Origin of the sequence: Pseudoalteromonas sp. CnMc7-15 (genome assembly GCF_022347925.1) — a bacterium.
In the GTDB taxonomy this organism is placed as follows: domain Bacteria; phylum Pseudomonadota; class Gammaproteobacteria; order Enterobacterales; family Alteromonadaceae; genus Pseudoalteromonas; species Pseudoalteromonas ruthenica.
The window spans coordinates 15,502-40,233 of the sequence record NZ_JAKRFT010000003.1; the positions used below are offsets into that span (position 1 = coordinate 15,502).

Below are 24,732 nucleotides of genomic sequence, written 5' to 3' on the forward strand. Positions count from 1 at the left end.
ACAAAAAAGCCGGCCTCAGCCGGCTCTCCTTGTTAAAGGTGCTTAGCTATTACGTAGCTGCTTAATGGCTTTATCAAGCACACCATTAACGAATTTATGACTGTCATCGGCACCAAACATTTTCGCCAGCTCAATGCCTTCATTGATGGCCACTTTGTATGGCACGTCATCTCGGAATTTAAGCTCATACGCACAAAGTCGTAAAATGGCTTTTTCTACCATATCAATTTCTTCGTACGGACGCGTCAAATGCGGAGCTAAGACTTCGTCTAGTTGTTTTGAGTTAACGGCAACACCGCGCGCTAGGTCTTTAAAATACTCTACATCGACCTTAGTCACGTCATTCTCGATTAACATGTTTTGTTCGATATCAGCAATAGCGTTACCGCTCATTTGCCAAGAGTAAACGGCCTGTAAGGCCAATATGCGCGCTTTGCGTCTCGCTGCTGGTTTCACTGTGAACCCTTAAATTTTGTCTAAAACATTAACCATTTCTAGGGCACCTAATGCAGCTTCGCCGCCTTTGTTACCCATTTTTGTACCGGCACGCTCAATGGCCTGCTCTATGCTTTCAGTCGTTAATACGCCAAAAGCAACCGGTACATCATACTCAAGCGATACCTGCGCCAAGCCTTTATTCGACTCACCGGCAACTAAATCAAAGTGCGGAGTGCCGCCACGAATAATCACGCCCAAGGCGATGATAGCATCGAACTCACCTTTGGCGGCAATGCGCTTGGCAGCAAGAGGTAACTCAACCGCACCCGGCACATACACCACGGTAATATCATCATCGCTGACGTTACCTGTACGCTTTAGCTCATCGACTGCGCCGTCCAATAAACTGCGACCAATGTAGTCGTTAAAACGCGAAATCACGATGGCAAATTTTTTGCCCGGTGCAAACTTGTTACCTTCAATAATTTTCATCTGTAAACCTTAATTGATTCTGCCAACGCGTGATGCCGGCGAAATGCGGGTATCGCAAAATTGCCGCGCATCATAGCATAATTGAAAAAAAATAGCTGCTTATTCTGGCTGTACGTAGTCAACCACCTCAAGGTGGAAACCTGACAGCGCATGATACTTCTTCGGCATGCTCATTAAGCGCATTTTGGTGATGCCTAAATCCGCTAAGATTTGCGAGCCGATGCCCACGGTGCGCGATGTGCCCTGGATTTTACGGTGGTTGGCACTTTCGCCAGCATCTTCCAAAGCAAAGGCCTTAACCATAGCTTCGATATCGTCACTGCGCTCTTGCTTACCAAGGATAACCAACACACCATCATGTTCGGCGATATAGGCCATGGCGTTAGACAATGTCCAACTGCGGTCCGCGCCTCGATCGGAAAGTAAAATATCGTTAAAGGTGCTTTGTAAATGCACCCGCACTAAGGTTGGGTCGCTGATATCACCCTTGATCATCGCATAGTGCAGCTGACCATCGATGGTGTCTTTGTAGGTAACTAGATCAAACTCACCGTACTGTGTTGGTAGTTTACACTTCGCCACTTGCTCGATGGTGGTTTCGTTAAGATTACGGTACTCGATTAAATCGGCAATAGTGCCCATTTTTATGCCATGCTCTTTAGCAAAGACTTCGAGTTGCGGACGACGCGCCATGGTGCCATCAGGGTTCAGGATTTCGACGATAACCGAGGACGGCTCAAGGCCCGCAAGGCGTGCTAAATCGCAACCAGCCTCAGTATGCCCTGCACGTGTCAGTACGCCGCCGGGCTGCGCCATAATGGGGAAAATATGCCCCGGCTGGACGATGTCTTCTGGCACTGCTCCTTTGGCAACAGCGGCTTGTACCGTGCGGGCACGATCTGCGGCCGAAATACCGGTGGTCACCCCTTTTGCCGCTTCAATGGACAAGGTAAAGTTGGTTGAGAATTGCGCGCCATTATTACTGACCATTAAAGGCAGTGCTAATTGTTCACAACGCGCCTGGGTAAGCGTCAAGCAAATAAGGCCTCGGCCATAGGTGGCCATGAAATTAATGGCATCGGCGCTGATGTGTTCGGCGGCGATAATGAGATCGCCTTCGTTTTCACGATCTTCATCATCCATGAGGATAACCATCTTGCCATTTTTAATGTCGTCGATGATCTCCGCTGCGGTGTTTAAACTCATATCTTGCCCATTATCGTTTATTTTATAAATCCAGCTTGCGCCAGCAAGCTCTCGGAAACTGAGGATTGAGGCTGCTCAGCCTTGGCGCCATTAATTAGGCGCTCTAAATAGCGAGCTATTTGGTCAACCTCAAGGTTAACCTGGGTGCCCACTTGAAAATCTGCAATCGTGGTTTGCTCTAAAGTGTGCGGCACAATGGTCAGCTTAAAGCGGCTACCGTGAACCTCGTTGACGGTCAAACTGGCACCATCAATACACACTGAACCTTTATAGGGAATATACTTCATCAGTTCGGCGTCGGTTTGCAGCCAATACTCAATAGCGCGGGCGTTGCTGCGCACATCAACCACTTCGGCAATGCCGTCTACATGCCCAGAAACCAAATGACCCCCTAACCTTGATAATGGCTGCAGCGCCTTTTCAAGATTAACACGTTGGCCTTGCTGGTAGTGCGCAAAGCGTGTGAGTGATAAGGTTTCGCGCGATACGTCGGCACTGAACCCATCACTGAATTTTTGTGTCACCGTAAGGCAAACGCCATTCGTGGCAATGCTGTCACCCAAGGCGACATCGTCCATGTTGAGACTATCGCTGCTGACGCGCACTTTTAAATCGCCATCAACAAGAGTGAGTGAACTCAAGGTTCCGGTTGCTTCTATAATGCCTGTAAACATGGCTATTCCACTGCTCTTTTATCTAGGGTAAGGCGCACATCTTCGCCAATGGGGCGCATATCGCTGAATTGCATCTGTTCAATGTCGTTCATATCGGCAAATGGACCTATGTTCACCAGCCCTTTGGCATCTTGGCCCATAAGTTTAGGGGCCAAATAAACCACATAACGATCAATAAGCTGTTGCTTCGCAAAGGCCCCCGCTAGGGTCGCGCCTCCTTCAAGCCACAACGAATTAATATCATCTGCAGCCAGTTGCGTGAGTAACGCGTCTAAATCTACATGGCCATCGTTATCCCCGGCCACATACAACTCGGTTACATTGTTGGGCCATTGCTGCACTTTATCAAGCGCAGGTGCTGTGCGTGAGCGCACGATAATAATCTTACCGGGTGTTTGCATTAACGCTAAATCGGGTGTGAGCCGGTAGCGACTGTCGATAATCACCCGCACCGGTTGGCGCACTTGCGCCAGCGGGTAATCGGCAAGTTGCTGTTCGCTTAGGCGCACATTTAATTGCGCATTGTCGCTTATTACCGTATCGGCACCCGAGACAATGGCGCAATGTTGCGCTCGCAAGCTATGCACATCAGCACGGGCGTCACTGCAGGTAATCCATTTACTTTGGCCATTGGCGAGCGCTGTTTTACCATCAATGCTGGCTGCTAGTTTGCAGGTGACAAACGGGCGCTGCGTACGCATACGTTTTAAAAAGCCCGTATTAAGCGCTTCGGCTTGGGCACCGAGCAAACCATACTCAACGTCGATGCCAGCGGCCTCAAGCATCGCCATGCCCCGGCCACTAACTTGCGGATTAGGGTCTTGCATAGCACACACTACTTTAGCAACTTTGGCGGCTATCAAGGCGCCAGCACAAGGGCCGGTGCGGCCGGTATGGCTGCACGGCTCTAAAGTCACATATGCGGTGGCTCCCTCGGCATTTTCTGCGGCGGCATTTAAGGCATGAATTTCTGCGTGCGGCGTCCCCGCCTGAATGTGAAAGCCTTCGCCAATCACCTTATCATCTTTAACCAACACGCAGCCCACATTCGGATTGGGGGTGGTGGTAAAACGCCCCTGCCAAGCTAAGGCAATAGCGCGGCGCATAAAGTGCTCATCTTGTGCACTGAAGCTCATATTAATCCCCTAGACGGGCGATTTCTTCGCCAAATTCGCGGATATCTTCAAACGAGCGGTAAACCGATGCAAAGCGCACATAGGCCACTTTATCCAGCCCTTTCAGCGCTTCCATAATACACTCGCCAATAAGCAAAGAGCTGACCTCTCGCTCACCGGTAGCTCGAATTTGCGACTTGATTTGATGCACCACCTCATCAACCTGCTCGGTTTTCACCGGCCGCCTTTCTAAGGCACGATGTAAGCCGTTAAGAAGCTTATCTTCGTTAAATGGTTCGCGTGAGCCGTCCCGTTTAATCACGCGCGGCATCACCAACTCGGCGCCTTCAAAAGTAGTGAAACGTTCATGGCAATCAATGCATTCGCGACGGCGTCGAACCTGATGGCCGCCGCCCACTAACCGGGAGTCGATAACCTTGGTATCTTTGGCGCTGCAAAAAGGACAATGCATAGTGACTGGGGTTCCTGTAGAAAACAAAAAGGCCGCTATTTTTGCGGCCTTTATCATACACAAATGTTTGCCTAATGGCTATTTAGTGCAGCTTAGGCATACACTGGAAACTTAGCACAGATTGCTTTCACTTGCTCTTTCACTTTTGCCTGAACATCAGTGCTTTCGATGTTATCAAGTACATCGCAGATCCAGCCAGCAAGTTCTTTCGCTTCTGCTTCTTTGAAGCCACGGCGAGTAATCGCTGGTGAACCAAGACGTAAACCAGAAGTGACAAACGGTGAACGTGGGTCATTCGGTACTGAGTTCTTATTCACCGTGATATTGGCGTTACCGAGTGCTGCATCAGCATCTTTACCGGTAATGTCTTTATCGATTAAATCAAGTAGGAATAGGTGGTTGTCTGTTTTTCCTGATACCACTTTATAACCGCGCTCTTGTAGCACTGATACCATTGCTTGTGCGTTAGCCACAACCTGTTGCTGGTATGCTTTAAATTCTGGCTGTAGCGCTTCTTTGAAAGCCACCGCTTTGGCTGCAATAACGTGACACAGTGGGCCACCTTGACCGCCTGGGAAAACCGCGCTGTTAAGCTTTTTATAGATATCTTCATCACCACAATTAGAGATGATCAAACCGCCGCGTGGACCCGCTAGCGTTTTGTGCGTGGTGGTGGTGATCACATGTGCGTAAGGCACTGGGCTTGGGTACACACCGGCAGCGATAAGGCCAGCTACGTGTGCCATATCTACAAATAAGTAAGCACCGACTTTATCGGCAATCTCGCGGAAACGCTGCCAATCAACGATACCAGAATAAGCTGAGAAACCACCAATGATCATCTTTGGCTTGTGCTCAAGGGCAAGGGCTTCAACTTGATCGTAATCGATCTCGCCGGTTTGCTCATTCAAACCATATTGAATGGCATTGTAGGTTTTGCCTGAGAAGTTTACATGTGCACCATGAGTTAAGTGACCGCCATGAGCTAAGCTCATGCCTAGTACAGTGTCGTGTGGCTGAAGTAGCGCTTGAAACACTGCGGCGTTAGCTTGCGAGCCGGCATGCGGTTGCACGTTTGCATACTCAGTGCCAAACAGCTCGTTAGCACGGTCAATCGCCAGTTGCTCAACAACGTCGACGTGCTCACAACCACCGTAGTAGCGTTTGCCCGGATAGCCTTCGGCATATTTATTGGTAAGCTGTGAGCCCTGCGCTTCAAGTACGCGTGGACTACAGTAGTTTTCCGAGGCAATAAGCTCAATATGCTCTTCTTGACGAGAAACCTCATCGCCCATCGCTTTGGCAAGTTCTGGATCAAAGTCTGCAATGTTCATGCTACGTTCTAACATGCTGTCTCCTAGGTGCAACGTAATTGTCGATTTGAAAGGTGTTATTGTACGCGCAAACCGCGCATTTGCCTATCAAGGATGTGTGAGCTTATTTAAACAAGGATTGAATTTTTTTCACAGCCCTAAAAGAATGATATTTTTAAATCCAAAACATAATAAAAATAAATAAAAAATCACTATTTTATTTTTATTTCTAATGAAAAAATCGGCTTTTCAGTATCAGTGCCGGTAACTTGTCACTATGATCAATAAGCCGTCCAGCAATCACATGGATCACCCCTTGGTGGTTTTCTATTACCCCTTTCACTTCCAATAAACGTGCGGTTAGAAAGGCTTGTTGCTGGGCCTTCGCCGTTGCCTGCCACACCACGACATTGGTGTTGCCGGTTTCATCTTCCAAGGTTAGAAATGTCACCCCGGCGGCACTGCCTGGTGATTGCCGTCCAGTGACCAAGCCAGCAATAGTGACACTGGCGCCACTGCGACAAAGACGCAATTGCTGGGCGGTTTTTGCGTGCTGTAATCCCCCTTCGGCGCGTAAATAACACAGTGGGTGCGCGCCCATATTGACCCCCATACTGGCATAATCTTCTAGGGTATCCTGTAACTTACTTGGCGGTGCCAATGGCAATGCATCGCTCTGTTCACCAAAGAGCGGTAACCGCTGTTGTTTGTCGATAATCTGCCAGCGGCTATTAAAGCGGTCTTGCGCTATGCTCGCGAGTGCATTGCTGCTCGCTAACGCTTCTAACTCCACCTCGCGCAAGCCGCTTTGATATAGCTCACTGACGCTGCGATATCCGGCTATTGGCCGTTGTTTAACGAGCTGTTGCGCACTTTGCTGACGAAACCCTTTAACGCAACGCAGCCCTAAGCGTATCGCGAAACTTTGCCCTTGGCGTACCAGCTGGTGCTCCCACACTGAGGTATTAATATCAACGGGCAACACCGTAACCTGGTGACGTCGCGCGTCCTGCATGAGCTGGTCCAACGAATAAAAGCCCATGGGTAAGCTGTTTGCTAAGGCACAGAAAAACGCACTCGGGTAATAATATTTTAAGTAAGCAGAGACATAGGCCAGCACCGCAAAGCTCGCCGAATGCGACTCGGGAAAGCCATATTCGCCAAAACCACAAATTTGTTGATAGATACGCTCAGCAAATTGCTGCTCGTACCCGCGCGCTAACATGCCAGTGATGAGTTTACGTTTAAACTGAGTCAGCTCGCCATCACGTTTCCATTTAGCCATGGCCCGACGTAGCTGGTCGGCTTCACCGCCACTGAAGCCTGCGGCGACCATGGCAATTTTAATCACCTGCTCTTGAAATATCGGCACCCCTAAAGTGCGCTTAAGGACTTGCTCAACTTCTTTAGAGGGGTAAGCAATGGTCTCTGTGCCATCACGGCGTTTTAGAAACGGGTGTACCATATCCCCCTGAATGGGCCCAGGGCGTACAATGGCAATTTGAATCACTAAGTCGTAGTAACACCGTGGCTTGAGCCTTGGCAACATACTCATTTGTGCGCGCGATTCAATTTGGAATACCCCGACGGTATCGGCGCGTTGTAACATCGCAAACACCTGAGGATCATCGCCGAGGCGGGTAATATCGGCAATGCTGATACGGTGTTGGTAATGTTGCGCCAGTAACTTGAAGCAGCGGTGAATAGCACTGAGCATTCCCAAGGCAAGTACATCGACTTTTAATAAGGCAAGGCTTTCAAGATCATCTTTATCCCACTGAATCACGGTGCGTTCGGCCATTGCCGCATTTTCCACTGGCACTAGCTCATGCAGCGGACCTTGCGAGATCACAAAGCCACCCACATGCTGGGATAAATGCCGAGGAAAGCCGCGAATTTCATCCACTAAGCGGAAAAAATGTTGGTTAATGGCCACATCCGGGTCAAGGCCAAGCTTTATCAGTTGCGCCTGCCATTGCTCGCTGCCATAGCGGTGATTAAGCTGCTTAATATAGTAATCCAGTTGTGTTTCACTGAACCCTAACGCCTTACCAACATCGCGAATGGCACTTTTCAAACGATAGGTGATCACCGTTGCAGCTAAAGCAGCTCGCTGCCGCCCATATTTGCGGTAAATATATTGAAACACTTCTTCTCGGCGCTGATGTTCGAAGTCGACGTCAATATCCGGGGGCTCATTGCGCTCCTTGGAAATAAAGCGTTCAAACAAGACATCAATTTGTCGGGGATCTACCGCCGTGATCTCCAAGCAATAGCACACCACGGAGTTGGCCGCCGAGCCTCGCCCTTGATAAAGAATATCGCGACTTTTGGCAAAGCAAACAATATCGTAGATAGTTAAAAAAAAGGGCTCATATTGCTGCTCGCTAATCAGCTTGAGTTCTTTATCTATTTGCGCTTGCAGGTGTGCCGGTGGGGGCCCGCCAAAGCGTTTGTTCGCGCCTTCGGATACCAAGGCACGCAAGTGCTCACTGGCACTTAACCCCTTAGGTACTAGCTCATGTGGGTATTGATAGCTGAGCTCATCGAGATTGAAAGTACAGGCTTGGCTAATATGCACTGTTGCTGCGAGTTGCGCTGGCGAAAACAGCTTGGCTAACTTAGCTTTTGGTCGCAGTGCGCGCTCCGCGTTGGTGAGTAAGGCCGCGCCTAGCTCGGGGACCGATTTCCCGGCGGCAATGGCGCTGAGCACATGCTGCAACGGCAAACGTTCGGCGCTATGCATCAGTGCCCCACCAACGGCTACAGTCGTTAACTGATGATGTTGCGCTAAGGCCTCGATATAAGTCAAATACTCGGGTTCAAAGCTGCTTAGATGACGCTGTACGCCTATGTAAAGGTGGTTGTTATAGTGGCGTTTAAGCCACTTTCCCCAGTGCAGGTCATGTTCACTCAACACCTGCCCCTGGCCTTGGGGCAGCCAAATAAGTATACAGCCTTGCAGAGTTTTCAAGTCCCACTCACTAAGCTGATAATGACCTTTGGCAGTGCGCCGACGGGCGTTAGTGATCACCCGACATAGCTGGCTGTAGGCTTTTTTGGTTGGGCACAGGGCAATAAAATGTAAGTGTTGATAATGAAAAGAGCTGCCCACGATTAAACGCAGCGGCAGTTGCCGCTCTTTAATATAACTATGCGCCCGCAGCACTGCGGCAACCGAGCATTCATCACACAAAGCCAAAGCCTGATACCCCAGCTCACATGCTTGCGCCACCAGCTCTTCGGGGTGCGAAGCACCACGGAGAAAACTAAAGTTACTCTGACAAAAGAGCTCACTGTATTGCACAGCACTCATTAGGCGAAGTACCCCTGTACAAACCAACCCTGATGCTTGTCTTTGAACAACCAACATAATTGCCCTTGGGCATTTTCACCAATGTAATAGTCACGTTCAATTAATTGCTGTTGCCACCAATGGCTTTGTATCCGCTCTGGGCCGCGTAATAAACAAACCTGCTCGCTAAGCACTTGTGGTTCCAGTAAAAAATTAGGCCGCAGAGGGGCTGTTTTTTTACTGGAGCTGGAGATGCTATAGCTGTGTAAAGGGCTTTCCTTCACTTGCGTATACTCAGGGATATGCGCATTGGTGCAATGCAAGTGATAACAATGTTGCGCCCCTAAGCGCGCGTGTAATACCCCTAGCAACTGCTGTTTTGCCAGCCCTTGCTGGCGCTTATCAAATAAGTTTTGGCTTTCACCTAAGGCATCACTGAATTGCTCACATGTTAATTGCACGGCAATAACGGGAGCATCCAAGCTAAGGGTCTCAAGCTTAACTTGAACTAAAGTTAACCAAGGTACTAACTGCCCTTGTGGTGCCACACTATGAACCGCAAACAGCTGTGTGGGTAATTCGCGAAAATAAAAGCTAAACTGCAGCTTCTGGGTGTGCAATTGCATTTGCCGTAAATAAGCACATAAATGCTCACATAGGGTGGTCATCACCGGGAGTAAACGCGCGCTCTCGTCTATTTCAAAATTCAGCTCTTGCAAGCGCTGAAAGTACTGACTAGGTTGGTAAAAGCGATAGTAGCGCCCTTTTTTTGGTAAACGCACATGCCCTAGCTGCCCCTGCAAACGGGTTATGTAGTCCAATAATTCATAGGGAAAGCGTTGGCGTAGCTCGGCCTTAGGCAGCGCTAATAGCTGCCCAATCGTATTCAAGCCTAAGCGCGCCAATTGATGGTGGTATTGGCTACTTATACGCAACGCACTTACTGGCAACTGTTCCAAGCGGTGCTGTGCCGTAGCGGGGCTGTCAGTGATCATCTCAGTGCCCGCACGCGCTAACACTTCCGCCGCTTCAATACTCGGTGCACAACCATAGCGATAGTGTTGCAACCACTGCCTAAATACCCCTTGCAGCGCCTCAAATAGCTGCTCAATATCAGGATAGAGCATCCGCATACTGTGGGTCGCAAAAATTAAGCAGTCACTCCCACATAGAATAATATCGCCAGTACGCTGATAACAATGCTGCGCTATTTGTTGTAATAGCTGGCGCTCAAGCTGTTCGTCATAGGCAAACACAGCCAATGTATTGCACAGGGCCGCCGCACTAGCGAGCCCCATCCCCGGCTTAATGCCAGTCTGTTGTGCTGGCGGGTTACTTTGCACCACCTTATCTTTGCACACTAAAATAGCCGGCTCAGTCAGTGCCCGACATTGCAATTGCAAATCACAAAAGTGCACAGCCAAGAACATCAGCCTACCTCAACATGCTGTAACGGATCATCATCGCCTCCCTTGAAAGCCTGATGAAGGTCGCTGTAATGTAAAAAAGGCCATAGCTGAGTGCGCCTTAGGTGTACTTCACCACTGGCAAAACGCCCTTGTTGGCGCAATAGGCGCACGGTTAAACCACTGTCAGAGGGCAAGATATGCACACTCAGCTGTACCGGCAGTGAGCAAGGCTGGGTGCTATAACTGAGCAAGACCAGCACCGCTTGCGATTGCTGACAGGCTAAGTTAAAACGCCGAACTTGGGTAAAGGATAGGCCTTCCTGCCATAACCATATTAAGGCACAACTGCTGCTACGAGCACATTGCTCTGCCGCCCACAGCGCCTCACTGTCACTTTTTGGTCGTAAAATAACGACGCGCTCGCTGGCTATCTGCAACTGGGCAAGCCAATGGGCACAAGGTTCTGCCGGGGGGTTAATAAGGATAATTAAACCCGATTGCTGCGCGCTTAGTAGCGCTTGCAGTAACCTAAATTCACCGATTGCCGGCTGGCTAAAAACACTGATCACCCCAGCATCAGGCCAACCGCCTTGCAATAAAGTATCAAGCTCAGAAAACCCTGTTGGTGTGTATGTTAACGGGCACGACCCTGCCTGTTCGCTCTGTGCTTTTGCATTGAAAATTAACCCTTGATGCTGCATTGAGGCTAATGTTGAATTCATAATCACCACCCAAAACACTGTTTATTTATACAGTATATATGATTTAAAAACTGCTCCCCAAGTTGTTTTCAATAAGTATTTATAACGGCTTGTAATAACGGAGTTTTTAGTTCAGTTTCTAAGCGGTAAATGGCATAGTAGCTATTTACACGAAGGGCCATGCTCTCCATGATTGACAACAACTCGACAACAATAGTAGTGAGTTCTGCTATCACCCTAGACTTACTGCGTGGCAGTGATGCAGCAGCGCTCTACCATGCGGTAGAGCAGAGCCGCGAACATCTATCGCGCTCAATGCCGTGGGAGCGCAATATCGTTGATAATGCCAGTGCCAACCACTACATTACGCAGCGCCTTAACAGCCCGTTGCCAGGCGCCAAATGGTTCGCTATTTACTTTCATAGTGAATTTGCTGGGGTATTCGCTATCAAGCATATAGACCCTCATACCCAAGTCTGTGAATTAGGTTACTGGTTAGCGAATATAGCGCGGGGACACAGAGTCATAGACAGTATCCTGGCTTACATCATTCCCTACTTGAGGGCGCGAGAAGATGTACACTTCGTACACTTTCACTGCTTGGAAGACAATCTCGCCAGCATCAACATTGCGCAGCGCGCAGGGGCGGTGTTAAAGACGAAAATAACCAACCAACTGGGTGTCGCTAAGGACACCGAGTATATGTGCATTTATCAGCTCGCGCTAAAGGCTCGCACCTAATGTACTGCGTCGCCTTGGCGACTATGTGCTTGCTGTTCACTGTTATTCACTACCGTACAGAGCTGCTCGATGCCATCGAGCAGGCGCAAGCTATAACGGTGCAGTAAATCAGCATTAATGCTATTGATATGATTATGTTTTACGGCGGGGATCGTGGTCCATTGCTGCCAATTAATGGCACTGTTATCAGCCCCTTTTTCGTCGGCCATAACAATGACATCCGGCGCACTTAGCAGCACATTTTCAACACTGATTTGTGGATAATCAGCGCGGCTATCGGCAAACACGTTGTCACCACCACACAGCTCGATTGCTTTACCGATCAGCGTATTATTATTCACCGTCATCATGGGTTTTGGCCACAACTGATAAAACACCTTTTTACGCTGTTGTGAAGCACTTTGGTATTGCTCTTTTAAGCGTTTATAGCGCTGCTCAAATTGAGCAGCAACTTGCTCTGCTTCTATTGCGTGGCCGGTAAGTTCGCCAATCGCACGGATCTCTTTGGCGATATCTAATGGCCCTTCCACTTGACTGACTAGCAGCGGCACACCTAGGCGCTTCAATGCTTCGATGTCTTTGGCTTTGTTACCACTTTGCCACACCACCACTAAGGTTGGTTGTAGTGCCAATACCTTTTCAATTTGAATGCCATAATAACCACCAATACGGGGGATATCCTGAGCTGCCTGCGGGTAGTCTGCGTGCTCAACGGTCGCGACGATGTGTTCGCCGGCGCCAATAGCATAAAGGTTTTCCACAATATGAGGAGCAAGAGCAATAATGCGCTGCTCACTGTGGCCATAGCTATTAAGGCTGGTACACAGCATCAATAGCAACATCAAGATACGCATTAGTAATCAAACCCCGCACGCGCTTTAATGCCAGCCTCAAACGCATGTTTTACATTACGAACCTCACTAACGGTATCGGCCAGTTCAGTTAAACGTCGATGAGCACCTCGCCCAGTAATAATCACTGATTGAATGGGTGGGCGGTTTTGTAGTGCAACGAGCACCTCATCAAGATCTAAATAATCATAGGTGATCATATAGGTAAGCTCGTCGAGCAACACCAAGTCGATGCTGCTATCTTGTAAATAAACCTTAGCTTGCTGCCAAGTTTGCTGTGCTGCCTGGGTATCCGCCTCACGGTTTTGCGTCTCCCACGTAAAGCCTGTTTCCATCACCGCAAAAGGCACCCCTACCTGAGCTAATAAGTTGCGCTCACCGCACTCCCACAAGCCTTTAATAAATTGTACCACCGCCGCTTTTTGGCCATGACCAACACAACGGGCAACGGTACCAAAGCCAGATGTTGACTTCCCCTTCCCGTTGCCAGTGATCACTTGTAACACTCCCTGTTCGGTTTGCGCTTCGGCTATACGTGCATCCACTTCACTTTTCACTTTTTGCTGACGTTTTTTATGTTGTTCGTTTTTATCCGCCATTTACAACTCCATGATTGCATTAACCTTTATGGTCAAGTACGGGTTACTGAACACAGCCTCTAAGAGAGCGGTATACTCAGTCTGTTACTCTATTCGTCGGCGCTTATGACCTATAACACAGCTTCTTGTTTACACCTTTTTGAGCCAAAAGCAGGTGAAATATATCACTGTATTACAAAAACGAGTAATCACTCATGCTCAGTATACGCTAGTGGTAGGGTAATAAAACAGGGACTTCGGTCATGCACGCTTTTGCACATCAACCACGTACACCTAGCTGTAGCGATGACTCCGCTATGGATGGCAGTGTAGCTGGGCTATTTGCACACCAACAACAAAAAAGTTTACTCAAGCAACAACTTACAACGTCACCCATCCACCTAGAGAGTGATGCACTTAACGCCTTAGTCGTCGATACAGCACGCCAAATTATCACTCCACATAGTTTTGACCGAGATGCTGTTAGTAAGCAGTTAAACTCGTTATTTACACACTTTAGCGCTTTATACGAGCAAGCAGAACTTACCGCCAATGAACGCCGGCAGCAGTTTATCCATCAGCATGGACTGGTGATGGCACCTAACTATTGTATTCATACTATCAAAGATACGCTGCGTGTTAGTCGCTATTTGCGTGCCATAGATAAAGCGGTAACCGCGCTTTTAGATGACGAGCAAGGACAACTGCATATCGCTTACCCTGCTTGCGGTCCTTTTGCTCCTTTATTAGTGCCCTTATTGAGTTATTACCAAAGCCAGGGTATTGATGGCCGCCGATTGCGCGTCACTTTTATCGATATACAACCCGGTGCTATCAAGGCACTGCATCACCTACTTGCCCAGTTAGGGCTACAAGAATACGTGCACCAGCTATATTGCGGCGATGCCTGTCAATACAACGCGCCTATGTTATTTGATCTTGTGGTGGTTGAGGCGATGCAGCATGGCTTTAGTCGTGAGGGTCATCTAGCGATTGCTCGCCATTTTGCCAAGCAGCTGAGCCACACCGGCTACCTTATCCCCGAACGAATAGATATTCATGCCATGCTTAATGTGGCTCAACGGGAATATGTAGAGCAGTGGCAGCAGCACGGTTTAACGCCACAAGAACAGCACCAATTGCAAGCCGAGGTTGCCAGCGAGCGCACCGAGCTGGGACAAATCATAAGCCTAACCGCTGACAGTTTAAAAGCGATGGACCCCCAACAGATTAATGAGCAGCAACAACTCATTGAAGGAGCAACGCTGCGCATTCCTCATCTGCCTGATAAGGCCGATAAGCAAACCCTTAGTTTATACACCGATATCTCCCTATTCGCTGGAGAAACATTGAATTTGTATGAATCTGGGATCACTCACCCACTGCCTGACTTATCTGTTTGTATTAACTTTGAACCTCAAGACCGTCATCCCGATGATACCGTGGCGCAATCAGGCGATGAACTCAAATTTTATTATTGCCTCAATGGCTTACCTGGATTCCTAGTGACTAAGGTACATCACCATGACTAAGCCACGCATTGTCATCTACGCCAGCTCCTTGTTCGCTTGGCCTTGTATTGAGAAACTACAGCAAACGGGGCAACTGGTGGGCGTGATAACCCCAGATCCGAGTCAATATCAGCAAGGCAAAGAAGCACTTTTGTTATTGTTAAATACCCTAGCAACTAACAACATTGCTTTTGAAGCTGTGTGTAAAGAAAAGCTCCACCTGATCCCCAGCCATCTTTCGCATTTTACGGCAGACTTAGCGCTGGTTATGGGCTTTCGCTATCGCTTACCTTCTTCCGTGTTGAGCCATTATCCCCGTGGCATCATCAACTGCCACGCCTCCAAACTTCCAGAGTACGCTGGACGCGACCCTATCTATTGGCAAATACGTAATCAAGAAACACACAGCGCACTGACTTGGCACCATATGAGTGAACAGCTTGATAGTGGTCAAGTAGTACTGCAAGAGCCCGTGATGATTTCCGCTGAAGACACCTATGCCAGCCTAACCCAACGATTCGCATATTTAGCGTTACATTCATTAGACGCTCTTCTTAATGAGCTCGGAAATAGCCAGCAGCAGCATGTCACCTCAGTGTCGTCATTAGCGCTCCCCCCACCTCATATTGACCTTGATTTTAGCCAGTTTGGTGCGGGTCAAATTGACGCGCTTACGCGAGCAAGCAATGGTCATTTTGGTCGTGTGCTATGCAAAGCTAAAGGAATGCATATTGAAGTTATTCAAGCCACGGCTGTCGATTACCCAAATTACGGTGTCGCTCCTGGCACTGTAGTGATGATATCTCAAGAGCATGGACTCGTGGTAAGCAGTCAAAGTGGCTGTGTGCGTTTGGATATTCTCGCCTGCGAGCTTGGCGTCCTCAGCGGCGAACGTCTTGCGCACCTTATTCATTTAGATGCCGGTGAGCGTCTAAACAACTCAGAATTCTTACAACAGCAAGCATAAGGAATACCACAATGGAAGCATTTTTAGGACAAATTCAACCTTTTGGCTTTAATTTTGCCCCTCGCGGCTGGGCACTGTGTGCTGGGCAGCTCCTGTCTATCAGTTCAAACACCGCATTATTTTCTTTACTCGGCACTAACTACGGTGGTGACGGCCGTACCACTTATGGTTTGCCAGATTTACGTGGGCGCACGGCTGTGGGCGAAGGCAATCACCCTGGAAGCCAGTTTAACTGGAAAATGGGCGAAACTCATGGAGCCGAACGTCATACACTGAATGTCACTGAACTTCCTCAACACAGCTTCACTGCAGCGCTTACCAATGTCACCGGAACGCTGATGGCTACCGCAGCTGACGGTACAACTGAAACGCCACAAGATGGGTATATCCTCGCGAAAACAATTCCCGGTGAATCTCGTGGTGACGACCCTGAAAAGATCTACGCTCCTGCTAACAGCGGCAGTCATGTTAACTTAGCAGGCGTATCTATAAACGGAACAGCAAGTATCACAAGCCCAGGTGGCAATCAGAGCTTTAGTATTCTGCAACCTACTTTGGGAGTGAATTACTCTATCGCTGAAGTAGGTATTTTCCCATCTAGGAACTAAGCTAACTCTATATTAGGAACAAACTCAGTGGTGCTTCAGCACCACATTGCAAATTAAGGAAGGTCATGCCGCAGTATCACTTTATCTCAGGGCTGCCCCGCTCAGGTTCTACTCTATTAGCTGGTTTACTCAGGCAAAACCCGCAATTCCATGCCGCCATGAGTAGCCCTATTGCTCCTCTTATGGGCAGCTGCTTAGAGCAAATAGGCGCTGGGAGTGAATTTTCCCCGTTTTTTAACGAGTCTAAGCGCCGAGACCTTTGCCTAAGCCTAGCCAACAGTTATTACAGTGAGCACAGAGATAAAGACGTTATCTTTGATACTAACCGTATTTGGACTGCGCGTATGCACCAACTGGTAGAGCTATTTGGTGATTTCAAGGTAATTTGTTGTGTACGCAACCCGGCTTGGGTGATGGATAGCTTCGAGTGTATTTACCGTAAAAACCCCTTCGACTATAGCCGTATGTACTCACCTCAGAGTCGACAAACGGTCTATACCCGCTGTGAATCTTTAGCCCATCACCAAGGTGCATTAGGCAGCGCGTGGACGGCTCTTAAAGAAGCTTACTACGGCGAGTTTTCAGAGCGTTTATTACTGCTGGATTACGATTTACTCACTCAGCACCCAGCTCGCTCTATGGAACTTGTTTATCAATTTCTTGCTCTGCCCACATTCGACCATGACTTTAATCAGGTGGAATATGACGAGGGAGAGTTCGATGCCAACATCGGCGTGAAAGGCCTCCATACCGTGAAAAAGCAAGTGCAGTTCACCCCAAGACGCAGCATTTTACCACCAGAATTATTTAAGAAGTACAGCGAGATGGCCTTTTGGCAAGATACAACTGGCACACAAGCCAGCTTGATCTGCGCCACACCGAGCCAAGGAGACAACCATGATTCAATTTAAAGCCAACAAACTAGCAGGAATGCTTGTGCCCTTGGGCTTAAGTGCTCTTCCCTCTTTGGCGGGCGCCTACAGCGGTTATATACGCAATGAGACGACGCGCAGCACACCACAGCCAGTTACTTTGCAGACAAGCAGCGCAACAGCAACCCATTTGCCACTAAAAGCAAAGCAATTTGAAAACTCAGAGTTAGCGATTATCCAGGGAGCCCCTTCTGCACAGGCTAACAATTCAACCTTAGCAGAGCCTAATCTTGTAAGCGGACAGGATATCCATGAAATCATGGTGATTGACGCAACGCTGAGAGATAAATCTACCTTTTATAAGGCACTAAAACCAGGTGTCGATATCATTGAAATTGATGATAACAGCCCGATAATGACGCAACTGAATAAAAAGCTACAAAGCTACCGCGATATCTCTGCGATTCATTGGGTAAGTCACGGCTCCAGTGGCCAGATACACATTGGTCAACAGCGAATAGATTCTCAACAGTTGCAACAGTCCCTTGTAGAGCTTAAAAGCTTGGGCAACAAACTACACGCCAATGCAGATATTCACTTTTACAACTGTAATTTAGCTAAAGGCAAGAAAGGCGAAGCATTTGTTGAGCTATTTTCCGCTTATACTGGAGCGGATATTGCCGCCTCAGATGATTTAACAGGTGCAGCAAGCAAGCAAGGTGATTGGCAACTAGAGATAGTCCAAGGTTCTATAGAAAGCGCATCGCCTTTTTCAACGGCCGCCCTTCAAGACTTCTCTGGTGTCTTAGCAAGTTATAATGCAGGGTCATTTTGCCCTCTTAGCGCTCCAGATAATGGCGAATGTGCGAATTCGGTCATCTCTAGCAACGGCAACCTGAGTGCGACTGCGCCACCTAGCTCCTACGTACAACATTATAGTACAACCAATGCGCTCTATGCGTTTAATAACTCTTTCCCCGACAACGCATATTTGATCTTTGCAAAAAATGGTGCATACGGAAACTTCGACTTAGATAGCCTAGTCATTGACGTTGACGGCAGTTGCGATATTACCGTCACCAATAATTCAGGAGCCACGATTTACTCTCAATCTGGCATGAGCGGTGGTACCCAAACCCTTTCACTGTCAGGCAATAATACCAATATCTCCTCTTTCAAAGTAACGGGTACTAATTGCTCTCCAAACGCCACCTACTTTGGCGTAGTCAGTTTTGACACTTCTGTTGCCATCACCAACAATCCGCCGTCAATTGGCAACCTCAATGGCGATAGTGTCAGCCTGTTCCCTGGTGCGCAAACGCTCCTTGACCAAGGCACAGCCGCGACCATAACCGATGGCGACAGCGCTAACTTCGACGGTGGCGCTTTAACGGTCACGATCGTTTCAGGGAAAGATAGCGCTGAGGATTTACTTTCTGTAGATACCTCAGGCACGGTAGACCTAGCGGGCACCACAGCGGGGAGTAATGTGTCCGTGTCTGGTACCATAATTGGTACCTTATTGAATAATATTGCTGTGGGGAACGACTTTGTCGTCAACCTCAACACTGACGCCACAGCGGCGCGAGTACAAACCCTGTTACAACAGCTCAGCTTTGAAAATATCGATACCGCCAACCCAACTACAGGTACGCGCACAGTGCGCGTTACCGTCAGTGATGGTGATGGCGGTACCTCAACAAACCAAGATGTCAGCGTTACTGTGCAAGCGCCGCTGAATAACGGCGATCTCATCCCTGCTGCGGGTGTCAGTGAGCCGGTGTTGAGGCCAACAACCTCGAACAGCCCGGCAACAGCCGTAGATGTGTTGGATTTTACGCTTGTTGATGGCGGTGGCGATAACCTACCGATGAATATCTCAAGCATTCAAGTGCAGGTAAATGGTACAGCTAACGATTATGAGCGTAGCAGTACCACTTGGCGCCTCAACGGCCCTGACGCCAATAACATCGTCGGTAATTACATTGCCAATACGTTGACCTTCTCAGGGTTAAACATCAGCATTGCCGATGGCACCCAAGAGGATTATGTAATCAATGCCTACTACCATGTAAACACCAACATGGTGGATAAACGCACTTTTAGACTAAGCGTTAATGGCTCAAGCAATGTTATTGAGTCTTCCGGGACAACAATGGGCACCACTACCCTGGTAGATAATGGTACCGGCTCGGTATTAGATATCACCGCCACAGGGCTTTATTTTAGAACCCAACCTTCGGGCAGTATCTCTGGCAACGTACTCTCAACCACCCCAGAAGTAAGAGCCGTAGATGATTTTGGTAATACCGATAAAGACTTTACCGAAATAGTGACCTTGACTGAGGCCTCAGCAGGCTCACTCAGTAATGCAAGTGTGAGCGCAACCCAAGGGGTTGCAAGCTTTAGTAGCTTGATTTACACCGCCACTGCCGACCAACAAAGCTTCACGTTAACCGCTGATGATGAGGCGACAGGTGCAGATTTTGTTAGTGTCGATGCTAATAGCATTACCTCTGATGTGGTTGCCACACGTTTGCGCTTTGATACAGAACCAGCGCCAACAGCCATTCCTGCTGGACAGAGCACTAGCTTCACGACCGTGCCACAAGTATCAGCGGTAGATGCTGCTGGCGTTGTCGACACTGGCTACAGCACCGATATACTATTAGCTGAGGTTAATGGCGCTGGCAGTGTGACCATGACAGCCACAGGTGACAACGATGGCAATGGCGTGACCGTAACAGTTACCCCCTCTTCAGGGATGGCAACCTTTACCAATTTAGCCCTAAATTATACTCTCTCCGGGACCGCTGCTGAATCGTTCAACTTGCGAGCGTCATCTGGCGCATTGACCGCAGCCGACAGTGCTCAGTTGACCGCTGCAGATAATGTTCCTCCAAGTGTGACAAGTATTGCCCTTGCGGGAACTCCCGCTGCAAATGATAGTAGTATCACCTACACCATCACTTTCAGTAAAAATGCCAATAATATCAGCACCGATGATTTCACACTCACGACGGTGTCTGGGACCGCAAGTGGTGACATAGCTTCAGTGTCTGCATCCAGTGGCTCGAGCGTCAACATCACCGTCAACAACATCGCTGGTACCGGCAGCATCCGTCTAGATTTAAATGCCAATACCGACATCGTTGATGACTCTGGCAACGGCAATAATAACAATGGCTATGTACCTGCGTTTAATTCCGGCGAAACACATAATGTAGATGTAGTTGCACCACAAATCTCCAGCATATCTGTTCCTGCTGATGGCACATATAAAACAGGTGATACTTTAGACTTCACTCTAAATAGTAATGAAAACTTAACCGTCAATACAGCTGGCGGGACGCCAAGCTTAACTATTGATATCGGTGGTTCAACTGTCACTGCAAATTACCTGTCCGGCTCAGGAACAGCTGCGTTGAACTTTAGAACTGCCGCCCTAGCAGCCGGACTTGAAGATACTAACGGTATTGGCTTAACCGCACTTACCCTAGCAGGGGGAACTATCAATGATAATGCAGGTAATGCCTTAGACGTGACTTTGAATAACGTTGGCGCTTTATCTGGAGTATTAGTAGATAGCATAGCCCCGACCGTTACCTCAGTCAGTGCAACAACAAGTGATGGCGCTTACGGCGCTGGCGAAGTAATTAATATCGGAGTCACCTTTAGCGAAGCCATTAATGTCACTGGCGGAGTACCTAGTCTAACACTGGAAACCGGTGCCACAGATAGAACGATTGCTTACAGTTCTGGCTCTGGCACAAATACCTTGATGTTCACCTATACGGTGCAAGCTGGTGATACCAGTGCCGACCTTGATTACACAACAACTTCTGCGTTGGCACTCAACGGGGCTCAGGTGAGTGATAGCGCCGGAAATAACGCGAGCTTAACCTTAGCGACTCCTGGCGCAGCGGGCAGCCTAGGCGCTAATAAAGCGTTGGTGATCGATACCACAGCTCCAGTAAGCCCAACTGTAACCACCCCAAGCGCACCTGAGAGCACCACCAGCACACAATTAGCAGTAGCTGGTACGCATAGCGAGAACGGTGTCAATGTCGCGCTTTACGCTGATGCTAATGATGATGGCACTGCTGATTCAACCAGTGCACTGGCTTCATCTGCAGTATCTGGGAATGCGTGGTCGCTGTCGGCACCGCTGACACTGGGCGATAATAACTTTGTGGTAGCTGCACTTGATGCTGCGGGCAATATCTCCACATACGTTGATGTAGCCACTATTACAAGAAACAGCCCACCCAATGGCTCTCCTGTTATTTCTGGCACACCTGCTGCTAATGCAAACGTAGGTAGTAACTATTCATTTACGCCGAGTGCAACTGATGCAGACAACGATCCACTAACATTTAGCATCTCTAATTTACCAGCCTGGGCCAGCTTTAACTCCAATAATGGTCAGCTACAGGGGACGCCAACCGATGCTGATATTGGTGATTACTCAAATATCATTATTTCTGTCTCGGATGGCTCAGCCACAGATTCTCTGCCCGCATTTTCTATTTCGGTAACGGCAGCAAATCAAGCACCTACGATTAGCGGCACTCCTGATACAAAGGTTGCGATTGAGCAGAACTATAGCTTCACCCCAACTGCATCAGATCCCGATGATGATGCCCTCACCTTTTCGATCGTCAATCAGCCTAGCTGGACGACCTTCGATACCGCAACAGGGCAACTGCAAGGTACACCCAGTGAGAGCGATGTTGACACCGTTAGCAATATTCAAATTACCGTCAGTGACGGCGACTTGAGTGCGCAACTCCCGGCGTTTGCTATCGAAGTCACTGAGGCTAACCAGGCCCCACGTATTATCACTCGCACGTTCAGTGTTGAAGAAGATACGTCAAAAACGGTGACCCTAGAAGTAGACGATGAACAGGCAGAACAAGTCACTATTACAGTTGTTTCAGCGCCTATGCAGGGTGAGCTACTCGTCAATGGCTTAAGCCTCACTTACACACCGAATACTGACTTTCAAGGCACTGATAGTGCAACTTTGATAGCAAGTGACGGTGACTTACAAAGTGAACCTGTCGCTATTGAAATTACTGTCACCGGAGTCAATGACAAACCAATAGCCAATGATGATACTGTGAGCCTTACGCGCAATGACAGCGGCACATACATTCTTGAGGTACTTAGCAATGACAGCGATCCAGATCAAGGTGATACCTTACGCATAACAACAGCTAGTGCAGAATTAGGTGATGTCGCTATCGACAATGGCGCGCTGCTATATACGCCTCCGGGTGGTCTTAATGAAACCACGACACTGCGCTATCGCATCGCCGACGAGCAAGGTTTAGCAGATACAGCAACGGTCAGGTTCTCCCTTGATGGCCCTATGGCCGACGATATCCCGGTACTCTCTCTGCCTGCAGATGTCAGTGTTGATGCCACAGGCTTGTACACGAAAGTAAATCTTGGTGTTGCCACTGCTGTCGATGCAACGGGTAAAGCCATTGCGGTTAGAATCCTAGACAATCCAGTGTATTTCAAACCAGGTGTGTATAAAATTTACTGGCAAGCTACAGATGATCAAGGTCGCAGTGCCTTGCAATCACAGCGTGTGGAAGTCAATCCACAGGTAAGCTTGAGTGCACAAAGTATTATCACTGAGGGGCGCAGTCATAGCATTACCGCTTACTTAAACGGTCCTGCGCCAAGCTACCCACTTATAGTGCCTTTTACCGTCAGTGGCAGTAGCAGCAGTGATGACCATTCACTTACCAATGCAGAACTACGCTTCACCTCTGAGCAAGCAACCATCGACTTTGATGTATTCGCTGATGCCCTTGATGAAGAGGATGAAACCATCACGATAACACTGGACGAAAGTATCAATAGAGGCCCAACGTGGCAGCACCAGGTAACGATTACACAGCGTAACCTTGCCCCACAAGTGAAGGTAACCGCACAGCAAAATGCGCAAGCGATGACGCTATTTGTTGCCGACCAGGATATTGAGCTTATAGCCCAAGTAACCGATGCGAATATCAATGACTCTCATACTTATCAGTGGCAAATAAACCCGGCACTACCTTTAAACCAATCGAGTAGTGAACGCGCTATTATCGAAGCCAGTGATCTAACTCCGGGTATCTATAATGTCAGTCTCGAAGTCACTGATAGCGGCACTCCAGCGGCCAGTCAAAGTGTCAAACTACAGTTAGATGTGCGCAGTACGCTACCGCCTTTGAGCAATAATGATAGTGACGGCGATCTGATCCCTGATGATAGTGAAGGTTACCGTGATAGTGACGGTGACGGCGTTGCTGATTATTTAGACGCCATCGGCGTATGTCACTTACTTGCAGCGACACCAGCGCAAGAAGACAACTTTATCGTCGAGACTGAATATGGCAACTGTCTGCAAACCAGCATATTTGCTGATGCTGCGAGTGCAGGGGCTGAGCTGATGCCAGAGCAGGTCGCAAGTGATGAAGACACACGCCATGTTGGCACACTTTACGGTGTGGTAGTCAGTGCCCTACCGGTGCCTGGTGCTGCCGTTGATTTTGTACTTCCGCAGCGTCAGCCGTTGCCGCAAAATGCACTCTATCGCAAGTATATCAATGACCAATGGCAAGATTTGAATACCCAAGGCGATGACGCCGTTGCTTCAGCGTTAGGTAGTAAAGGTTACTGCCCAGCACCAGGCAGTGAGCTTTGGCAACCCGGGCTGACAGCCGGTCACTGGTGCGTACAATTAACTTTGACAGATGGCGGCGCCAACGATGCTGATGGCATCATCAATGGCAGCATTGTTGACCCTGGTGTGGTGGCTATAGCTCTTGATGCGAACCAGCCACCGGTTGCAAACGATGATGTGTATACGGTAGCAGAGAACACCATGCCGATGCTCAATGTGCTAAGTAATGATACTGATGCCGAGAGTGATGAAATCATGCTTACTGGCATCGAGGCGGAGCTGGGTGATGCCAGTATTATTGATGGCAAAATTCAATACCAAACACCTAGCCAGTTCATTGGTAACGACCGTTTGATCTACAGTATTCGCGACGCTGCAGGCAATAGCCACAGTGCCGAGGTAAGTATTAACATTGTCGCTAACCAAGCGCCGGTTGCAGTTGCTGATAGCGCATCGGTTGCCTACCAAGGTACGGTTACAGTGGATGTACTCGCCAATGATAGCGACCCAGAAGGGCAAGCGTTAACAGTAACTCAAGTAAGCAGCGAACATGGGGAGGTAGTAATTAACAGTGACTTCTCATTACGCTTTAGCGCCGCTGATGGCTTTAGCGGTAATGCGTTAGTGCGCTACACCCTAAGCGATGAACTCGGAGCCACCGCACAAGGCGAGCTTAATATAGAGGTTGCTGCTGAGGTAGACAACTCACAGCCGCCAAAGCGTAAGCAAAGTAGCGGCACTCTAGCATGGCTAGTTATGTTCCTTGCGTTAGTGGCTATTCGCCGACAAGCCAAGCAACTGAAATAA

Annotated in this window: 18 protein-coding genes; 6 read left to right on the forward strand and 12 right to left on the reverse strand. The window is 48.7% G+C overall.

From position 1 onward, the window contains the following. Positions 1–42 precede the first annotated feature (42 nt). From nusB to MHM95_RS07535, 10 genes are all read right to left on the reverse strand, one after another. Complete coding sequence (gene nusB / locus MHM95_RS07490) at positions 43–456, reverse strand: transcription antitermination factor NusB (RefSeq protein ID WP_022943552.1); 414 nt, start codon at positions 454–456, stop codon at positions 43–45. A 9-nt stretch (positions 457–465) separates the two neighbouring features. Beyond that, positions 466–930 (reverse strand): 6,7-dimethyl-8-ribityllumazine synthase, encoded by a 465-nt coding sequence (gene ribE, locus MHM95_RS07495; protein ID WP_022943553.1) that lies wholly within the window; start codon positions 928–930, stop codon positions 466–468. A 99-nt stretch (positions 931–1,029) separates the two neighbouring features. Further along, entirely contained in the window at positions 1,030–2,136 is a 1,107-nt protein-coding gene (ribBA, locus tag MHM95_RS07500) for a bifunctional 3,4-dihydroxy-2-butanone-4-phosphate synthase/GTP cyclohydrolase II (protein WP_138548049.1), read from the reverse strand. Between the two features lie 17 nt (positions 2,137–2,153). Further along, entirely contained in the window at positions 2,154–2,810 is a 657-nt protein-coding gene (locus MHM95_RS07505) for a riboflavin synthase (protein ID WP_022943555.1), read from the reverse strand. Between the two features lie 2 nt (positions 2,811–2,812). Beyond that, the gene (ribD, locus tag MHM95_RS07510; protein ID WP_239384935.1) at positions 2,813–3,946 is read right to left on the reverse strand and encodes a bifunctional diaminohydroxyphosphoribosylaminopyrimidine deaminase/5-amino-6-(5-phosphoribosylamino)uracil reductase RibD; all 1,134 of its coding nucleotides are present in this window, start codon (positions 3,944–3,946) and stop codon (positions 2,813–2,815) included. Between the two features lies 1 nt (position 3,947). After that, positions 3,948–4,397: a transcriptional regulator NrdR gene (nrdR, locus tag MHM95_RS07515; protein ID WP_026111229.1), complete on the reverse strand. Its 450-nt coding sequence runs from the start codon at positions 4,395–4,397 to the stop codon at positions 3,948–3,950. Positions 4,398–4,489: 92 nt separating this feature from the next. After that, positions 4,490–5,746, reverse strand: coding sequence for a serine hydroxymethyltransferase (gene glyA / locus MHM95_RS07520; protein ID WP_022945772.1), 1,257 nt, complete (start codon positions 5,744–5,746; stop codon positions 4,490–4,492). 193 nt (positions 5,747–5,939) lie between these two features. Continuing rightward, positions 5,940–9,026: an error-prone DNA polymerase gene (locus MHM95_RS07525; protein WP_239384936.1), complete on the reverse strand. Its 3,087-nt coding sequence runs from the start codon at positions 9,024–9,026 to the stop codon at positions 5,940–5,942. Further along, positions 9,026–10,435, reverse strand: coding sequence for a DNA polymerase Y family protein (locus MHM95_RS07530; protein ID WP_239384937.1), 1,410 nt, complete (start codon positions 10,433–10,435; stop codon positions 9,026–9,028). Before MHM95_RS07530 ends, MHM95_RS07525 begins: the two co-directional genes overlap by 1 nt. Further along, positions 10,435–11,136 (reverse strand): hypothetical protein, encoded by a 702-nt coding sequence (locus tag MHM95_RS07535; RefSeq protein WP_239384938.1) that lies wholly within the window; start codon positions 11,134–11,136, stop codon positions 10,435–10,437. The genes MHM95_RS07530 and MHM95_RS07535 overlap by 1 nt, the downstream gene beginning before the upstream one ends. A 198-nt stretch (positions 11,137–11,334) precedes the next feature. Between MHM95_RS07535 and MHM95_RS07540 the strand changes: the two genes are divergently transcribed. Next, positions 11,335–11,856: a GNAT family N-acetyltransferase gene (locus tag MHM95_RS07540; RefSeq protein ID WP_239384939.1), complete on the forward strand. Its 522-nt coding sequence runs from the start codon at positions 11,335–11,337 to the stop codon at positions 11,854–11,856. Here MHM95_RS07540 and MHM95_RS07545 read toward each other — a convergent pair. Next, the gene (locus tag MHM95_RS07545) at positions 11,853–12,710 is read right to left on the reverse strand and encodes a cobalamin-binding protein (RefSeq protein WP_239384940.1); all 858 of its coding nucleotides are present in this window, start codon (positions 12,708–12,710) and stop codon (positions 11,853–11,855) included. The two genes, MHM95_RS07540 and MHM95_RS07545, sit on opposite strands and share 4 nt — an antisense overlap. Continuing rightward, entirely contained in the window at positions 12,710–13,306 is a 597-nt protein-coding gene (gene cobO, locus MHM95_RS07550) for a cob(I)yrinic acid a,c-diamide adenosyltransferase (RefSeq protein ID WP_239384941.1), read from the reverse strand. The genes MHM95_RS07545 and cobO overlap by 1 nt, the downstream gene beginning before the upstream one ends. A gap of 242 nt (positions 13,307–13,548) precedes the next feature. On the opposite strand from cobO, the gene MHM95_RS07555 reads away from it, so the two are divergent. From MHM95_RS07555 to MHM95_RS07575, 5 genes are all read left to right on the forward strand, one after another. Beyond that, the gene (locus tag MHM95_RS07555; protein WP_239384942.1) at positions 13,549–14,817 is read left to right on the forward strand and encodes a hypothetical protein; all 1,269 of its coding nucleotides are present in this window, start codon (positions 13,549–13,551) and stop codon (positions 14,815–14,817) included. Continuing rightward, complete coding sequence (locus MHM95_RS07560) at positions 14,810–15,763, forward strand: formyltransferase family protein (protein WP_239384943.1); 954 nt, start codon at positions 14,810–14,812, stop codon at positions 15,761–15,763. Before MHM95_RS07555 ends, MHM95_RS07560 begins: the two co-directional genes overlap by 8 nt. An 11-nt stretch (positions 15,764–15,774) precedes the next feature. Beyond that, positions 15,775–16,371: a tail fiber protein gene (locus tag MHM95_RS07565; RefSeq protein ID WP_045980521.1), complete on the forward strand. Its 597-nt coding sequence runs from the start codon at positions 15,775–15,777 to the stop codon at positions 16,369–16,371. Between the two features lie 65 nt (positions 16,372–16,436). Continuing rightward, positions 16,437–17,282, forward strand: a complete 846-nt coding sequence (locus MHM95_RS07570) for a sulfotransferase (protein WP_045980520.1) — start codon at positions 16,437–16,439, stop codon at positions 17,280–17,282. Next, positions 17,269–24,732: an Ig-like domain-containing protein gene (locus MHM95_RS07575; RefSeq protein ID WP_239384944.1), complete on the forward strand. Its 7,464-nt coding sequence runs from the start codon at positions 17,269–17,271 to the stop codon at positions 24,730–24,732. The genes MHM95_RS07570 and MHM95_RS07575 overlap by 14 nt, the downstream gene beginning before the upstream one ends.

What these genes read in the sequence shown, in the direction of transcription:
- ribE (WP_022943553.1), bottom strand. Translation starts at nt 930, where the DNA reads ATGAAAATTATTGAAGGTAACAAGTTTGCACCGGGCAAAAAATTTGCC.
- ribBA (WP_138548049.1), bottom strand. Translation starts at nt 2,136, where the DNA reads ATGAGTTTAAACACCGCAGCGGAGATCATCGACGACATTAAAAATGGC.
- MHM95_RS07505 (WP_022943555.1), bottom strand. Translation starts at nt 2,810, where the DNA reads ATGTTTACAGGCATTATAGAAGCAACCGGAACCTTGAGTTCACTCACT.
- ribD (WP_239384935.1), bottom strand. Translation starts at nt 3,946, where the DNA reads ATGAGCTTCAGTGCACAAGATGAGCACTTTATGCGCCGCGCTATTGCC.
- nrdR (WP_026111229.1), bottom strand. Translation starts at nt 4,397, where the DNA reads ATGCATTGTCCTTTTTGCAGCGCCAAAGATACCAAGGTTATCGACTCC.
- glyA (WP_022945772.1), bottom strand. Translation starts at nt 5,746, where the DNA reads ATGTTAGAACGTAGCATGAACATTGCAGACTTTGATCCAGAACTTGCC.
- MHM95_RS07525 (WP_239384936.1), bottom strand. Translation starts at nt 9,026, where the DNA reads ATGAGTGCTGTGCAATACAGTGAGCTCTTTTGTCAGAGTAACTTTAGT.
- MHM95_RS07530 (WP_239384937.1), bottom strand. Translation starts at nt 10,435, where the DNA reads ATGTTCTTGGCTGTGCACTTTTGTGATTTGCAATTGCAATGTCGGGCA.
- MHM95_RS07535 (WP_239384938.1), bottom strand. Translation starts at nt 11,136, where the DNA reads ATGAATTCAACATTAGCCTCAATGCAGCATCAAGGGTTAATTTTCAAT.
- MHM95_RS07545 (WP_239384940.1), bottom strand. Translation starts at nt 12,710, where the DNA reads ATGCGTATCTTGATGTTGCTATTGATGCTGTGTACCAGCCTTAATAGC.
- cobO (WP_239384941.1), bottom strand. Translation starts at nt 13,306, where the DNA reads ATGGCGGATAAAAACGAACAACATAAAAAACGTCAGCAAAAAGTGAAA.
- MHM95_RS07555 (WP_239384942.1), top strand. Translation starts at nt 13,549, where the DNA reads ATGCACGCTTTTGCACATCAACCACGTACACCTAGCTGTAGCGATGAC.
- MHM95_RS07560 (WP_239384943.1), top strand. Translation starts at nt 14,810, where the DNA reads ATGACTAAGCCACGCATTGTCATCTACGCCAGCTCCTTGTTCGCTTGG.
- MHM95_RS07565 (WP_045980521.1), top strand. Translation starts at nt 15,775, where the DNA reads ATGGAAGCATTTTTAGGACAAATTCAACCTTTTGGCTTTAATTTTGCC.
- MHM95_RS07570 (WP_045980520.1), top strand. Translation starts at nt 16,437, where the DNA reads ATGCCGCAGTATCACTTTATCTCAGGGCTGCCCCGCTCAGGTTCTACT.
- MHM95_RS07575 (WP_239384944.1), top strand. Translation starts at nt 17,269, where the DNA reads ATGATTCAATTTAAAGCCAACAAACTAGCAGGAATGCTTGTGCCCTTG.